Consider the following 14,961-nt stretch of genomic DNA (forward strand, 5'->3'; position numbering starts at 1 on the left):
TCCGATTTAGAAAAATTTACTATAGTTCCAAGCGGCAAGAAAAACACCTGCAGTCTCGGTCCTAAGACGCTGTGGCCCTAAGGAAACCGCCCTAACTCCTTTTTGAATTAAGTTCTCAATTTCATTTGGACTAAAATCTCCTTCCGGACCGATTAAAAAGGTTTGACTTTCCTCTACAGGTAGCTCCTTTAATTCCAAACGACTAAAACTAGGATCACAATGGGCAACGTAAGTTGAACTTGGATCGCACGTCGAAATGAATTCAGACAATGTTGTGAGTGGATTAAGCTTTGGGAAATGAAAACGCAGCGATTGTTTCGAGGCCGCAATTGACTGCTTTACTAACCGTTCAAAATTAAGATTCCTTCTTTCCGTTTTCTCCGTGGAAAGAAAGGTAATCTCACTTATACCAAGTTCAGTTGCCTTCTCCGTGAAAAATTCAATTCGGTCTATGTTCTTTGTAGGAGCGATTGCCAGATGAATTTTGAGCGGGAAATTCGAAAGTTCTGTTCTTATTTCTAAAACGTCAATTCTCACCTTTTTACCTTCGAATAAAACCAATCCCTTGGCTAAATTCCCGTTTCCGTCGGTGACAAATACTTCCTCACCTTGTTTGATACGAAGAACTTTCACAAGGTGTTGCTGTTCCTCAGGATAAATTTCTACTTGCGGTAGAACTTGGCCATAAAATAATCTCATAGTTGAATTCTGCGGGCTTACCTTTTGTAATTATTCAAAATCTTGTTCTATATCGTATCTCGCACTTGCACTGATATCGAGTGGCGAGAATTCACCTAAATCGTATTTAAGTTTGGCCACCATGGCAATCATTGCTGCATTGTCCGTGGTGTACTCAAATTTAGGAATGTAAACATTCCAACCTTTTTGTTCCCCAGTGGTAAGCATTGCACTTCGAAGAGCGGAATTGGCAGAAACGCCTCCCGCAATTGCAATTTCATTGATTCCAAAATCAAAAGCTGCTTTTTCAAGCTTCGTCATGAGGGTATCTACAATGGTTTTTTGAACACTAGCGCACAAATCATTTAAATGCTGCGTCGTAAAATCTGGATTTAGCTTACGCTGCTTTTGAACAAAATACAAAACAGAAGTTTTAATCCCACTAAAGGAATAATCGTAGCCAGGCACTTTGGGTTTGCTAAATTCAAAAGCATTCTCATTTCCAGACTTCGCTAACCTATCGACAATAGGCCCTGCAGGATAATCTAAATCCAACAATTTGCCAATTTTATCAAAAGCTTCTCCCGCGGCATCGTCAATGGATTTTCCTAAAATTTCCATTTTGAAATAATCTTTCACGAGGACAATCATCGTATGCCCTCCACTTACGGTAAGACATAAAAAAGGAAATTTAGGAGGCACACTATTTGCATCTTCGATAAAATGGGCAAGGATATGTGCCTGCAGGTGGTTTACCTCGATAAGTGGAACCCTCAAACTCATGGCCAAAGATTTAGCAAAAGACGTTCCTACCAGTAGAGATCCAAGTAGTCCAGGCCCTCGTGTAAATCCGATGGCTGAAATTGCATTTTGTTGTATATTTGCTTCAAGCAGTGATTTTTGAACCGTGGGGATTATATTTTGTTGATGGGCACGCGAAGCGAGCTCGGGAACCACTCCACCGTATTCGTTGTGAATTGCTTGAGTGGCCGCAATGTTAGAAAGTATTTTATTACCCTTAATCACCGCTGCAGACGTGTCGTCACAGGAGGATTCGATACCCAAAATTATAGTTGATTCGCTCATTATATGGCAAATTTAGAGAATAAAAACGAGAACGAAAATTTCGAAAACAAAAACAAATCCTTACCTGAAAAAGTAGGCGATGCGGCCAAGGATGCTGTGAAAGATGTGAGTGACCTTGCAAAAGACGTGGTGGAAAACCCCGCCGAAGTAGTCGGCGAATTTGCGGAGCAAGCTGCAAAAGACGTCACAGACTATAAATGGTGGGCTAAACTTCTATTGTACGTATTTTGGATTGGACTTGGCCTCGCAGCATTGCTGCTCATTGCCATCAATTTGAATGTGACCAAACAATGGGCGGCAAACCAGGCACTTAAAGTTCTCAATCAAGATTTCAAAGCCAAGATGACCACGCAAAGCATTGAGGTAGACTATTTTGGCGATGTCACTATACGAGGATTGCGAATCGAGGACACGAGAGGTCTCGAATTTATAAAGGTGCGCGAGTTTCGAGCCAACTCCAATTGGATTGCACTTGTTACAAACGTAGGAAAAAACAATGCCCTTAGCTTCAATTCCCTTCAACTCACCAACGCGGATATTAAAATCATAACCTACAAAGGCGATAGCATCTCTAACTTCATTAAATACGTTGGGAATTTTGACTCAGGCAAACCCTCTGACCCTCTAAAGCCACCCTTTCAATTAGACTCACGAGTAGAGCTTGTCAATTCCAAAGTATCCATTGTCAACCAAAACAAACCGGGGGAAGAAGGGACTTGGCTCCGAGCCACCCAATTAAATTTAACGGCTCCTAAAGTGAAAGTCAACGGACCGAACGTATCAGCGCAGGTTAATAACCTTAATTTCTACACGACCCGCTATGGGAAGACGCATTACATAGATACCTTTTCCACCCAAATTGCACTTACAAACGATTTTCTTTCCCTTACTGACTTGACCTTTAATACAGACCATAGTTTACTGCAAGGTGACATTAAACTCAACCTAAATCAGGGCTCCTTTCAAGACTTTAGCACCAAAGTACGATGGGATGTGAACCTCAAACGAGGAAGTCAACTAAGTGGATATGATCTAAGTTACTTTATGACCCAGTGGGATAATTATAAACCCGTGAATATTTCGGGGAAAATGACGGGTCCTCTTAACAACTTCCATTTAGAAAACTTTATCATTGGAGACCGAGACGTTAGCATCGCTACCTCTACCATGCGCCTTAAAAATTTAATGCAAGGCTCCTTTGAAATTGAATCGAATGACCTTTCGACTGATTTCACTTATGTGGGCCTAAAGCAGATGCTTCCCACTTTTATCGCGAGCAAACTCAAAAACATTGCAGATGATTTTGGTCGTTTGCGCTACAAGGGAGCGGTAAGGGTGAGACCCGAACAGATCTTCATCCCAAATGGAAATCTAATCACAGGCATTGGACAAGCCAAATTACAGAATGTCTTTCTTGAAAATTACAGCACCGAGCTTCCCCGCTATCGAGGATATGCAGAGCTCAATGATTTGAATGCCGAGGCCATCACTAAGATGCCAGAAGTGGGTTTAATATCTGGAAAAATAAACTTCGTCGGTGAAAGCTTTGATCTCAATCGAATGGTCGTCGATGCCAAAGCGAATCTTTCAAGAATTGAAATCTTAGACAAAACCATTCATAACTTAGTCCTTGATGGGCAGCTCAACCGCAAAACCTACAATGGACTCATAAGGGTGGACGACCCTAATGCGAAAGCAAGTGTCAACGGGAAAATTGATTTCAAAACGAGTCGACTCCTAGCGGATGTAATTGCGCAAATTGATCATCTAAATTTAAATTACTTCACGGGCTCCAAAGGAAACCAGGTGATCAGCGGGAAGCTCGATGCAAAATTGGCATTGTCAAACCTCAACGATCTTGATCTTGCGGCCACGGCCGAGAACCTTCGATTCACGAATGCGGGCAAATCTTATTTTGTGCCAAATGCTAATGTCAAAGCTTACTTCACAGCAGGAAATCGGGTGGTGGAAGTTACCGCTCCAGGAGCCGTCAATGGCCGAATTGCAGGAGACTATCAGCTTGCCGATTTAGCGGGCATGATTGAAAACGGCCTACAAAAAATTCTTGTAGGACCTCCTCCTGGCAAACAGTACAAAGGGCAAAGTTTCAACTTAGAATTTGACGTAAAGCAAGGTCTTGTCAATTACTTTGCACCCAATTTACAACTCCCTACCGGAGCTACGGTTTCAGGATCCTACCAAGGAAACTCAAACGATTTGGTTCTCAATATTGAAGCCTCAAGCCTTAAGTACCTTCTAACGAATAAAGAGCAAATTGCTCAACTAGACCAGGTTTTAGACACGGCCAACCCAGCCCTTGCCCAAGCCGATACAGGTGAGCCAATTAAAAAGGACAGTGCAATGGTCGAGAATCTTGTGGTTCGCATCAACACTGCAAATTTAGAAGAGCAGCTTTTTGCAAACATCGACCGAGTTCTCTACAAAAATAACGTCATACGGGATTTCACTTTTACAGGAAGAAACGAAGACCAAAAAGTCCTTCATTTGTCGACCCATTTCCTTCACGGGTCTCCCGAAATGGAATTGGAGAATGACCTTAAATCGTATGTCATTAATCTAAACCAGTCCACTACAGACCAAGGGGATTACCTATTCAAATTTGAACCCACGGAAGTAAAAGTAAATACCGTGGCTTGGTCCATTGATACAAGTCCGGAACTCGACCATTCGATTGTATATGAAAAAGCGAGTGGAAACATCGCCATTCACAACCTCCGAGTCTATTCCGAACAGAGCTCACTTCTTATTTCGCAGGCTTTAATCAAGTCCGGTAAAGACTTCCAGATTCAAGGAAAACTCGACCAGTTCCAGCTCTCTAAGCTTTTGGAAATGCAGGCAAATGGAAATGATTTAAATATCAAAGGTCTTGCGAGTGGAACCTTTGACATCGTGATGAACCAAAGTGTTCTCGAACCTCTTGTCGATCTGCAGATTGACGACATTTTTATGAACGAACAGGACATGGGAAACATTACCTTGAATGCGAAAAAAAGTACTCAAGAAAATGTTTTCGATATTGAAGCAAAAGTCGTATCCGCAGGCATCATTGGAGACAACAACCTCCACCTAATAGGAACGGTGAACAACAACACGCCAACCCCTACACTCGATGTAAAAATGGATATGAAGGATTTTGATCTTGCCTTTGCTCAGCAGTTTGTAAAAGGAGTATTTGGTAATTTACGGGGAAATGCAACTGGAGTCCTAAGCATCTCAGGACCTATCAACGATATTGATTACAGTGGGGACATTGCCCTTAGTGACTTTGGACTTAAGCTGAATTTTATTGGGGTGGACTATTCCTTTGAAGACACCGTAATCCCTCTTTCCAAAGGTCAAGCGATTTTAAACGAAATCCAATTAAGAGACGGACGAAACAATTCAAGCGGTACCATCTCAGGGGTAATTCAGTTTGAGACCCTCTCTTCCATGGCGGTCAACCTCATTATGAGGGCGGACAATCTCATGGTCCTCAACACACAACAAAAAGACTTCGATCTCTTTTGGGGACGGGTATACGGGCAAGGGAATCTCTATGTATCAGGACCGGTCTCGGGGTTGAACATTGCTACCGATTTAAACGAACCGTTCCGTGCTTTAAACAATAGTGTTTTCACTTTTAATGCAGGATCCACCTCCGGTGTGGACGAATTCAAAATGCTTCGCTTCTTAAAAGAAGATGCCTCAGGAGCCATTGTTCTAGAAGAGAAAAAAAGAAGCGGAGCCAACATGACGCTTGATTTTAACATTGCCATTGACAAAGGAACCACAGTAAATGTGGACTTACCTGAAGACGTAGGAAACATAAGCGTTAGAGGAACAGCCAACCCTCTTCGATTCCGAATGTTCCCTAACGGAGCCATTTCGATGAACGGAACTTACCTTGTAGACAGTGGAACCTTTGTTTCTCAGGCCATTCTCGAGAGGACCTTCCAAATCGTAAAAGGCAGTAGCATGCGATGGGATGGCAATGCCATGACCCCAGCCTTAGACATCCAAGCAAATTACGTACGCGCTGTCACCAATACAGGGCAATACTTAGGCGTAAGTGCCTTGCCGCCTGTAAACGTCCTTCTTTCCGTTGGACTTCGAGGCACGTTAAACGATCCTCGAGTGGAACTAGGTCTTTCCGCGCCGGATCTATCCAGTCAGCTAAAAGAAACACTTGCTGGCAAAATGGGAAATGAGGACGAAAAGGTGATCCAATTCGGGAGTGTCCTTGTAATGAATTCCTTCAATGTGCAGAATGCTGCTGGATTCAACCTCGATGTGGGTAGCACACTTGAGAATTCCGGATACAACATGCTATTTAAACAGCTGGGTTCCGTTTTCAACACGATAAGTAACGAGGTCCAAGTCGACTTAAATTATTTGAAAGGGGATACCGGGTCCAACACAGGAGACCGAGCCAATGCAAGTGTAAGCTTTGCACTTTCTCCCCGTGTGACCGTAAAAACCGGTCTTGGAGTTCCGCTTTCCAAAGGATCTGAGGGTGCCGAATACAATTATTTGTCTGGAGAAGGTATTATTGAGTACGATTGGAGCAAAAAGAATGACGGTACACGACTTTTAAGAGCCTATTCGAAACCTTCAAACATTGGTCTCGTGGCAGGAAATGCAGGCGGCACTGGGGAAAACCAAACCTATGGAGTTGGTGTGGTTTACAGCAAAAGCTTTAATACCATCTTCAAAGGAAAAAAGAATAAACAAAAAAGAGACAGTCTGAAAGCTATAATAGATTCTGCAAAAATTAAGACAGCTGACTAATTATATTATGACAATTATCAGTTTGTTTGTTAAATATTGTTAATACTAAGTTCAAATTTTTACTTTTCGTTTTTTTTCGTAAATTTGCAAATATATACAATATCCTTAACAAAACAAGCCTTACTATAATGAACTATCAATTAGACGAAGTAGACAAAAAGATTCTAGATTTCCTTGTAGAGAACACTAGAATGCCTTTTACAGAAATCGCAAAACAAATGGACGTATCCGCAGGAACGATCCACGTGCGTGTAAAGAAGATGGAAGATGCAGGAATTATATTAGGATCTTCCCTTACCATCAATTATGCGAAATTAGATTATCATTTCACTGCATTTATTGGAATCCTTCTGAACAAGTCTAACAGAACACAAGACGTTCTGAAACAACTCTCTCTTATTCCAAATGTGGTGGAAGCGAGCGTAATTTCTGGAAAATACAATATTTTCTGCAAATTGAAAGCTAGAAACACGCAAGATGCGAAGCGTATCATCTATCAAATCGACGACATCCAAGATGTAATGAGAACAGAAAGTATGATTTCAATGGAAGAGTACATGAGTGACAAAAACCGTCTTATCAAAGCGATCTCCATTTAAGATCGATAGACAGTATCAACCTAAAAACTTATGATTCTATCATAAGTTTTTTTATTTTTACCAAATGGAAAAAAACTACTTCAAAGGCGAGAGTCCCGAAAAAGGAATGGGCCTGATTCTCTCTCTACTTGCCATGCTCTTTTTTGCTGTGTTTGGAATTGGAATTGACGTAGATCAGTATGTTCAAACCCTTGAGCACCACCTCACCATTCCGATCTGGTATTTTTACTTGATTTTTGCAGTCGATCTTTTGATTGTCCTTTCGGTCGTCTTAATTTACTTTTATCGAAAGTTAGGAGTTGTGTTGTTTCCATTTGCCACCTTGATGCACTTTGTTTTCCATTTGTATTACCTTGACACGTTTTTGTATTCCGATGTAACCTCTCTCTTTTTGTTTGTGGGCATCGGACTTTTAGCCATTGTGCCTAAGTGGCAATTTTTCAAATATTAACTATGTTCTCAAAAGCCTGCGAATACGCAATTAAAGCTTCTATTTATATCGCTCAACAAAACCTTAGTGAAAGCCGAGTCAATGTGAAAGAAATCGCCCATGCGATTGATGCGCCAGAGGCTTTTACAGCTAAAATCCTTCAACAATTGTGCAAAGCGGAAGTAATGCAGTCTGTCCGAGGAAAACAAGGCGGGTTCTATCTTTCTACAGAAAAGATGCAAGAAACCAGAATCTATGATATCATTACCATCATCGATGGAGATTCAATCTTTGTAACCTGCGGACTCGGACTTAAAGAATGCTCTTCTCAAAACCCTTGCCCTGTGCACAATGAATTTAGATTGGTTCGAGAACGTCTCATTGATATGGCCTGTAAATACACTCTAGCTGATCTTGCCGTACGAACCGAAGAAGGGCTCTTCCGACTTCGAATATAAATTTTTTAAATTAATTCGGATAGTTTTGTCCTGTTTAAAAAATTTGTCTATCTTTGTACTACAAAACAAAGCAATATGACAACTTTAGACCAAACCATCGGACAAATCGTCGCCCAAGACTACAGAGCAGCGGCGGTCTTTAAAAAATACGGAATTGATTTTTGCTGTAACGGCAACAGAACCTTAGAAGAGGCTACCGAACTTAAAGGCACTGACGTGAGTCAGGTCGTTAACGAACTGGAACATTTGGGATCTTCAAGCAGCGAATCGATTGATTATAAATCTTGGCCCTTAGATCTCCTTGCAGACTATGTGGAGAAAACCCACCATCGCTACATTACGGACAAAGCCCCTATCCTACTTCAATTCCTTAATAAGATTTGCAAAGTCCACGGAGGTAGACATCCGGAACTTTTTGAAGTTTTTGAGCTGTTTGAACAGTCTGCGAATGAACTTACATCCCATATGCAAAAAGAAGAGCAAATCCTCTTCCCTTTCATTCGCACTATGATGGATTCCCAAAGAAACCATGCGTCGCTTCAGGCCCCTTCTTTTGGTACGGTAGAAAACCCAGTCGAGATGATGATGCACGAACACGACATCGAAGGCGAACGCTTTAGAAAAATTGCAGAGTTAACTAACCATTATCAATTCCCAGAAGATGCTTGCAGCACGTACCAAGTTTCTTTTAGAATGCTAGAAGAATTTGAAGACGACCTACACAAACACATCCATATTGAAAACAACATTCTATTTCCAAAAGCTTTGGAATTAGAAAAAGCCCTACGAAACTAATAACCACGATTCCTATATTTAATTTGAATGAAAGCGCCCTTATTTTATAAGGGTGCTTTTTTATGTGGTTACAGAATAAAATCTGCAGAAAAAAAACCATCCCTTGCCTTTAGCATGGGATGGCTTTTCTATCTTTTTACGACCTGGAATTACCCTCTAGCGAGTACTCGCTTAACTGCGCTTTGTACCGCAGAGGAATCAATTCCATACTTTTTCATTAGTTCGCTTGGTGTTGCAGACTCTCCAAAGGAATCGTTTACTGCAACAAACTCTTGAGGAGTGGGGCGTCTTCTTGCAAGCATGCCTGCGACAGACTCTCCAAGTCCTCCTAAATAATTATGTTCTTCTGCTGTGACGATCTTTCCTGTTTTCCCCACCGAATTTAAAATAATCTCTTCGTCAAGAGGTTTGATGGTATGGATATTAATCACTTCGCAAGAAATTCCTTCCTTCTCTAATTCTTCTGCAGCAACCAAAGATTCCCACACAAGATGTCCTGTAGCGACGATGGTTACATCTGTCCCTTCTTGAAGAAGGATACCTTTTCCTATCTCAAAAGGAGTGTCTTCTGGCAAGAACACAGGCACGGCAGGGCGGCCAAAACGAAGATACACAGGACCCTCATACTCAGCAATCGCAAGAGTGGCTGCTTTGGTTTGGTTGTAATCACATGGATTAATCACGACCATACCCGGTAGCATCTTCATCATCCCTATGTCCTCTAAAACTTGGTGTGTGGCACCGTCTTCCCCTAAGGTTAGTCCCGCATGCGAAGCACATATCTTCACATTCTTTCCCGAATACGCCACGGACTGACGGATTTGGTCGTAAACTCTTGAGGTGGAAAAATTTGCAAAAGTACCTGTAAATGGAATTTTTCCATTGATGCTAAGTCCTGCAGCAACTCCAATCATATTGGCTTCGGCAATTCCTACCTGATAGAAACGTTCTGGGGCTTTCTCAATAAATTTCTCCATTTTCAAAGAACCAATAAGGTCGGCGCATAAAGCCACGACGTTTGGATTTTCGTCCGCTAATTGTGCGAGTCCTGCACCAAAACCACTTCTTGTATCTTTTTTCTCTGTATATGTATATTTCATTACTCTTCTACTTTGCTATTAATAATCACTTGGTGCCTCTAGATACAACTGCTTAAGTCCTAAATCCAACTGCTCGTCGTTTGGAGCCTTGCCGTGCCAAGAATGTGAACCCATCATGTAGTCGATTCCTTGCCCCATTTCAGTGTGCAAGATAATAACCACAGGTTTTCCATTTCCGGTTAAGGATTTTGCCTTTACTAGTATCGCCATCACACTTTCGAGATCATTTCCATTTTTCTCTTCAAGTACTTCCCAATTAAAGGCCGTAAGTTTCGCATGAAGATCACCTAAACTCATTACATCGTCTACATCGCCGTCAATTTGACGGTTGTTATAATCAATGGTAGAAATTAAATTGTCAATTTTATGGTGAGCCGCAAACATGAGAGCTTCCCAGATTTGACCTTCTTGCAATTCTCCATCCCCATGAAGGGTATAAACCAAACTCTTATCTCCGTCCAATTTTTTAGCAAGTGCGGCACCTGCAGCCACTGAGAGACCTTGCCCTAGAGAACCTGACGCTACACGAACCCCTGGAAGTCCTTCATGCGTGGTAGGATGTCCCTGAAGTCTAGAGTTTAACTTTCTAAACGTGCGAAGTTCATCGACTGGAAAGAATCCGAATCTGGCAAGCGTCGAATAAAAGACGGGGGAAATGTGTCCATTGGACAAGAAGAATAAATCTTCGTTTTTTCCTTCCATTTGGAAAGGCAGTTCGTACTTTAATACTTTACCATAAAGGGCTGTAAAATACTCCACGCAGCCAAGGCTTCCTCCGGGGTGCCCAGAATTAACTGCATGAACCATTCTCACAATATCCCTTCTGATTTGTGTGGTTAGAGACTTTAACTCTTCAATACTTTTACTCATTACTTTAGATTTACTTGCATGCGAATTTACGTCTTTTTCATGGATTTCAAAAACGGGTTTGCACGTAGAATCTCTCTTCCATCTGGAGAGTATTATCGTAGGGGAAATTTAAAGCAAGGCGGGTCTTCTTCTATCAGAACTAAGCCAAAGGCCAATAAAGGTGAGAAGCCCGTTGATGACAATAAGTTCAACTCCAATTTGATAGGAGGAAAAATGAGTCACAAGGTAGTTAATTGCGTAGGTTAGCATGGGAGCAATTAAAGTAACCACAAGGATTCTTCCTTTTTTGTTAATCGATAATTTAGTGAAAATCCCAAAAGCAAAGAGTCCGAGTAGAGGACCGTAGGTGTAGCCTGCAACCTCCATAATTAAATAGACGATTGATTTATCGTTGATGGCTTTGAACGCCATTATGAGAAGGAAAAATACCACGGTAAAAACAAGATGAATACGAATTCTCAAATTCTTCTTCTGTTTCTCGCTCATGGCATTGTTCTCATCGAGTCGGAGTAGATCCACACAATAGGAACTGGTCACGGCCGTGAGTGCTCCATCCGCAGAGGGAAAAAGTGCAGACACCAAGCCGATGATAAACACGACCGAAATCACAAGTGGAAAGTAGCCGTTAAGGGAAAGTGCAGGAAACAAATCGTCTCCCATTATATTGGTAATCGAACCGTTTGCGTCTGGAAAACCAAATACATTCACTAGACTCTGTTTCCCTTCAATTACTTGGGTGATCTGCTGATATACGGCTCCATTTTCCATTGCGAACAAATAAAGGAGTCCCCCTAAGAAAAGAAAGGCTAGATTTACAAATAGCAGGGTTCCTGCAAAAGTGAGCATGTTCTTTTTGGAATTATGCAAATTGTCTACAGAAATGTTTTTCTGCATCATTTCCTGATCAAGCCCCGTCATCGCAATGGTAATAAACATACCCCCTACGACCGTTTTAAGAAAATATGTTTTCGAGTTCACATCCGTATTAATCAAATGTGTGAACTGTTGATCCGCTAACTGCGTGTAAGCCTGTGTGGCAGTTAAATCTAGTGAGGAAAGAATAAAGACAATGCAAGCAATTAAACTTACAATCATAAAGGTAGTCTGAAGTGTATCTGTAATCACAATGGTCTTCACTCCACCCTCAAAGGTGTACAATAAAACCATGAGTAGGATCACGGCCGAAGTCACCCAAAAAGGAACCCCTAATGGGGAGAGTAGAAAAATTTGCAGCACATTCACAACCAAATAAAGCCTTGCTGTGGCTCCAATAGATCGTGATACGATGAAAAATATTGATCCAATCTTGTGCGCTTCCACATTAAACCTTCGTCCCAAATACGTGTAAATGGAAGTTAGGTTCATCTTATAATAAAGGGGAAGCAGAATAAAAGCGACAATGAAATAGCCAATGAAAAAACCAATGACCATCATATAGTATTCAAAGCCACCGAACGCATAATCTCCAGAGGTCATCTTTCCAACCGTTCCGGGAACGGAGATAAAAGTAACGCCACTGAGCGACGTGCCTATCATTCCAAAGGCCACCAGCCACCACTTGCTTTTTCTATTTCCTATGAAAAACGATTGGTTGTCTGAATTTCTACTGGTGAAATACGCGATCACCAGAAGACCAATAAAATAGGCAAAAACAAAACTCAGTAGAACGATACTTGGATTCATGCAATTGAAATTAGAGAAGCAAATATAGTTTTTTTAGCCACTTCTAAAGCACACTCACAAAAGAATATCCCTTAAAGGTTCTATGAATTTGCACTTTTTTGAATGAATTCTCTAAGCTTTTTAATATTTCCAACCATCCATAACATGTCATTTTCTCGAATTATTTGAGACGAATCTGGATTCAATATACGTTCATCCTCCCTTTCCAATCCGACCACTTGCCCAATAAGATCTTCCCTAATTTTAGATTCTCGAATGCTCTTACCCACGTAATTACAAGATCCGGTAATTAAAATTTTCTTAAGCGCAATGTCATCTACATCAAAATCGGCAAGTTCTTCGTATTTTTCGTCAAAGACTTCTTTAAAATATTGAAACTGCTCATCCGTACCTAGAATCCCAACTTTGTCGTAAGGAAGCAAACGATTGTCTCGTCCCGGTAGGTTGATTAAAGTTTCTCCACGTCGAATGTATACTACGTTAATTCCGTATTTTTCTTTCCAGCATAACTCTTTGAGTTTAATCCCAATAAATTTGGCAAGAGGGTGCACTTCCATCACAGCAATGTGCGCATCCCAAGTTTTTAATTTCTCTTTAAACTCTAAGTTTTTCTGCTTGATATCGTAAAACGTCTTGTTCTGCAAGTAATCTTGAGTCTCACGCTCATTAAAGTTACTAATGAATTGCTTTTCGATCTTTTGATAAATGGCTTGAATTCTTTGAGAAAAGAACCAAAGCAAAAGCAGAACCAAAGGAAGTGCAACCAAAATCGCATACTTTGTCGAAGTTAACTGATCCACAAAGAGTCCAATTAAAAAGACACCCACTAGGAATCGAATCACGTTAAGAGCAACCACAATCGTAGAATTTAAATCCGTGGCAGCCGCACTCTTAGGCTGTTTGGTCAAAATCGCAGATAGGAACGGCGCCGAAACGAGAGTTGCCAGACCAATCACGATCGTATTTTGGTACAAAGGATCCGCCACATTTTGGTTTACCAGTGGGATGACTGTAAATCGGAAAACCAGGATAATACCGATTAGAATAATTGTATTCACCAAAATGATTCGCAGATATTCTTTTGTGATATTTTGCCATTTTGGATTGGCATTCATTTTTTCCGTTTCTCGAGAATAATTCTCGATTCTCTCCACCCATTTTGCAGGCAAGCTTCTCATGATCAAATCATAGAAAGGATCCGCGAGTTTCATCATGTACGGAGTGGTGAAGGTGGTAATGGCCGATACACCCACTGCGATTGGGAATAGAAACTCTGAAATCACCCCAAGAGATAGCCCTAGAGTTGCCACAATGAAGGCAAATTCACCAATCTGTGCCATACTCATCCCAATCTGAATAGACTGTTTGAGAGGCTGCCCTGAAATTAGAGCACCCAGCGCACTAAAGAAGAACTTACCAACTAACGTAAGAAGAGTAATAGCAACAATTGGAATGGCATGCTCCACAATCGCTTGCGGATCAATCATCATTCCTACGGAAACGAAAAATACGGTTCCAAACAGTTGTTTGATTGGTCTGGTCACATGCTCTACTTTCTCAGCCATGGTCGTTTCGGCAATGATCGATCCCATAACAAAAGCTCCAAGTTCTGCAGAGAACCCAACCTGAGTAGCTAAAATGACCATTCCAAAACAAAGTCCAACGGCAAAAATAATAGTCGTCTCTTCATCAAATAGTTTTTTGGCTCGTTTAAGGAAACTAGGAAGCAAATAAATACCGACCAAGAACCAAAGCACTAGGAAGAAAAGAAGTTTTAAAATCGTGAACACAATCTCCGATCCTTCAAACTGTTGCGTTACCGCCACGGTGGAGAGTAAAACCATCAATAAAATTACAATGATATCCTCCACAATCAGAACCCCAAAGACAATTTGAGCAAATTGCTTTGTCTTTAAATTCAGTTCATCAAACGCTTTTAAGATAATGGTCGTCGAAGAAGAGGCAAGCATACCACCTAAAAAGAGGCTATCCATTTGGTTCCATCCTAAGAGATAACCGGTCAAATATCCCCCAAGACCAATGAAAAGAATTTCTACAACAGCCGTGATCGAGGCCGATCCTCCCACGCTCATTAGCTTTTTAAAACTAAACTCCAGACCAAGACTAAACAAAAGCATGATCACACCGATTTCGGCAAATGTATCAATATTCGCTTCGTCTACGACCGTAGGCACTAAATTAAAGTGAGGACCTACTAGGAATCCCGCAATAATATAACCTAGTACAAGGGGCTGCTTTATTTTTCTAAACAGAAGCGTAACAAACGCACCCACCAAAAGTATTAGAGCAAGGTCGGTAATAAGTTCAGGTAAATGAGCCATGGGAGATTTTAAGTTTGAAGTTGAAAGATTGAAAAATAGGAATAGAATTCAAACGCAAGATTTCTTCCGTTTTTTCCAATTTTTACAAATTTAATGTTTTCTAGGCACTTTTCAAACTACAATTTCGCACAT

At 41.1% G+C, this 14,961-nt stretch carries 11 protein-coding genes; 5 read left to right on the top strand and 6 right to left on the bottom strand.

Annotation, left to right across the window (positions count from 1 at the left end; translation table 11 throughout):
* Positions 1 to 6 precede the first annotated feature (6 nt).
* Positions 7 to 699 (bottom strand): RsmE family RNA methyltransferase, encoded by a 693-nt coding sequence (locus tag ACX3PZ_RS00090; protein ID WP_459084593.1) that lies wholly within the window; start codon positions 697 to 699, stop codon positions 7 to 9.
* 30 nt (positions 700 to 729) lie between these two features.
* Positions 730 to 1,764 carry a tRNA (adenosine(37)-N6)-threonylcarbamoyltransferase complex transferase subunit TsaD gene (tsaD, locus tag ACX3PZ_RS00095; RefSeq protein WP_459084592.1) on the bottom strand — a complete coding sequence of 345 codons (1,035 nt, stop codon included), beginning with the start codon at positions 1,762 to 1,764 and terminating at the stop codon, positions 730 to 732.
* Between the two features lie 3 nt (positions 1,765 to 1,767).
* Here tsaD and ACX3PZ_RS00100 point away from each other — a divergent pair, with 3 nt between their 5' ends.
* The 5 genes from ACX3PZ_RS00100 to ric all read left to right on the top strand — a co-directional run bounded on the left by ACX3PZ_RS00100 (position 1,768) and on the right by ric (position 8,834).
* A complete protein-coding gene (locus tag ACX3PZ_RS00100) occupies positions 1,768 to 6,552 on the top strand; it encodes a translocation/assembly module TamB domain-containing protein (RefSeq protein WP_459084591.1) in 4,785 nt (1,594 codons plus the stop codon).
* 128 nt (positions 6,553 to 6,680) lie between these two features.
* A complete protein-coding gene (locus tag ACX3PZ_RS00105; protein ID WP_459084590.1) occupies positions 6,681 to 7,151 on the top strand; it encodes an AsnC family transcriptional regulator in 471 nt (156 codons plus the stop codon).
* A gap of 64 nt (positions 7,152 to 7,215) precedes the next feature.
* Positions 7,216 to 7,602, top strand: coding sequence for a hypothetical protein (locus tag ACX3PZ_RS00110; RefSeq protein ID WP_459084589.1), 387 nt, complete (start codon positions 7,216 to 7,218; stop codon positions 7,600 to 7,602).
* A 2-nt stretch (positions 7,603 to 7,604) separates the two neighbouring features.
* Positions 7,605 to 8,039, top strand: a complete 435-nt coding sequence (locus ACX3PZ_RS00115) for an RrF2 family transcriptional regulator (protein WP_459084588.1) — start codon at positions 7,605 to 7,607, stop codon at positions 8,037 to 8,039.
* A gap of 75 nt (positions 8,040 to 8,114) precedes the next feature.
* On the top strand, positions 8,115 to 8,834 hold the full coding sequence (ric, locus tag ACX3PZ_RS00120; protein WP_459084587.1) for an iron-sulfur cluster repair di-iron protein: 720 nt from the start codon (positions 8,115 to 8,117) through the stop codon (positions 8,832 to 8,834).
* A 149-nt stretch (positions 8,835 to 8,983) separates the two neighbouring features.
* Here the strand turns inward: ric and ACX3PZ_RS00125 are convergent, their stop codons facing one another.
* The 4 genes from ACX3PZ_RS00125 to ACX3PZ_RS00140 all read right to left on the bottom strand — a co-directional run bounded on the left by ACX3PZ_RS00125 (position 8,984) and on the right by ACX3PZ_RS00140 (position 14,829).
* Entirely contained in the window at positions 8,984 to 9,934 is a 951-nt protein-coding gene (locus tag ACX3PZ_RS00125; protein ID WP_459084586.1) for a transketolase family protein, read from the bottom strand.
* 18 nt (positions 9,935 to 9,952) lie between these two features.
* Positions 9,953 to 10,804, bottom strand: coding sequence for a transketolase (locus tag ACX3PZ_RS00130; RefSeq protein ID WP_459111740.1), 852 nt, complete (start codon positions 10,802 to 10,804; stop codon positions 9,953 to 9,955).
* Positions 10,805 to 10,912: 108 nt separating this feature from the next.
* Entirely contained in the window at positions 10,913 to 12,487 is a 1,575-nt protein-coding gene (locus ACX3PZ_RS00135; protein WP_459084584.1) for a sodium:solute symporter, read from the bottom strand.
* A gap of 80 nt (positions 12,488 to 12,567) precedes the next feature.
* Positions 12,568 to 14,829 carry a cation:proton antiporter domain-containing protein gene (locus ACX3PZ_RS00140; RefSeq protein WP_459084582.1) on the bottom strand — a complete coding sequence of 754 codons (2,262 nt, stop codon included), beginning with the start codon at positions 14,827 to 14,829 and terminating at the stop codon, positions 12,568 to 12,570.
* Positions 14,830 to 14,961: the final 132 nt, after the last annotated feature.

It is taken from the genome of Chryseobacterium sp. A321 (assembly GCF_054489265.1).

What these genes read in the sequence shown, in the direction of transcription:
- ACX3PZ_RS00090 (WP_459084593.1), bottom strand. Translation starts at nt 699, where the DNA reads ATGAGATTATTTTATGGCCAAGTTCTACCGCAAGTAGAAATTTATCCT.
- tsaD (WP_459084592.1), bottom strand. Translation starts at nt 1,764, where the DNA reads ATGAGCGAATCAACTATAATTTTGGGTATCGAATCCTCCTGTGACGAC.
- ACX3PZ_RS00100 (WP_459084591.1), top strand. Translation starts at nt 1,768, where the DNA reads ATGGCAAATTTAGAGAATAAAAACGAGAACGAAAATTTCGAAAACAAA.
- ACX3PZ_RS00105 (WP_459084590.1), top strand. Translation starts at nt 6,681, where the DNA reads ATGAACTATCAATTAGACGAAGTAGACAAAAAGATTCTAGATTTCCTT.
- ACX3PZ_RS00110 (WP_459084589.1), top strand. Translation starts at nt 7,216, where the DNA reads ATGGAAAAAAACTACTTCAAAGGCGAGAGTCCCGAAAAAGGAATGGGC.
- ACX3PZ_RS00115 (WP_459084588.1), top strand. Translation starts at nt 7,605, where the DNA reads ATGTTCTCAAAAGCCTGCGAATACGCAATTAAAGCTTCTATTTATATC.
- ric (WP_459084587.1), top strand. Translation starts at nt 8,115, where the DNA reads ATGACAACTTTAGACCAAACCATCGGACAAATCGTCGCCCAAGACTAC.
- ACX3PZ_RS00125 (WP_459084586.1), bottom strand. Translation starts at nt 9,934, where the DNA reads ATGAAATATACATATACAGAGAAAAAAGATACAAGAAGTGGTTTTGGT.
- ACX3PZ_RS00130 (WP_459111740.1), bottom strand. Translation starts at nt 10,804, where the DNA reads ATGAGTAAAAGTATTGAAGAGTTAAAGTCTCTAACCACACAAATCAGA.
- ACX3PZ_RS00135 (WP_459084584.1), bottom strand. Translation starts at nt 12,487, where the DNA reads ATGAATCCAAGTATCGTTCTACTGAGTTTTGTTTTTGCCTATTTTATT.
- ACX3PZ_RS00140 (WP_459084582.1), bottom strand. Translation starts at nt 14,829, where the DNA reads ATGGCTCATTTACCTGAACTTATTACCGACCTTGCTCTAATACTTTTG.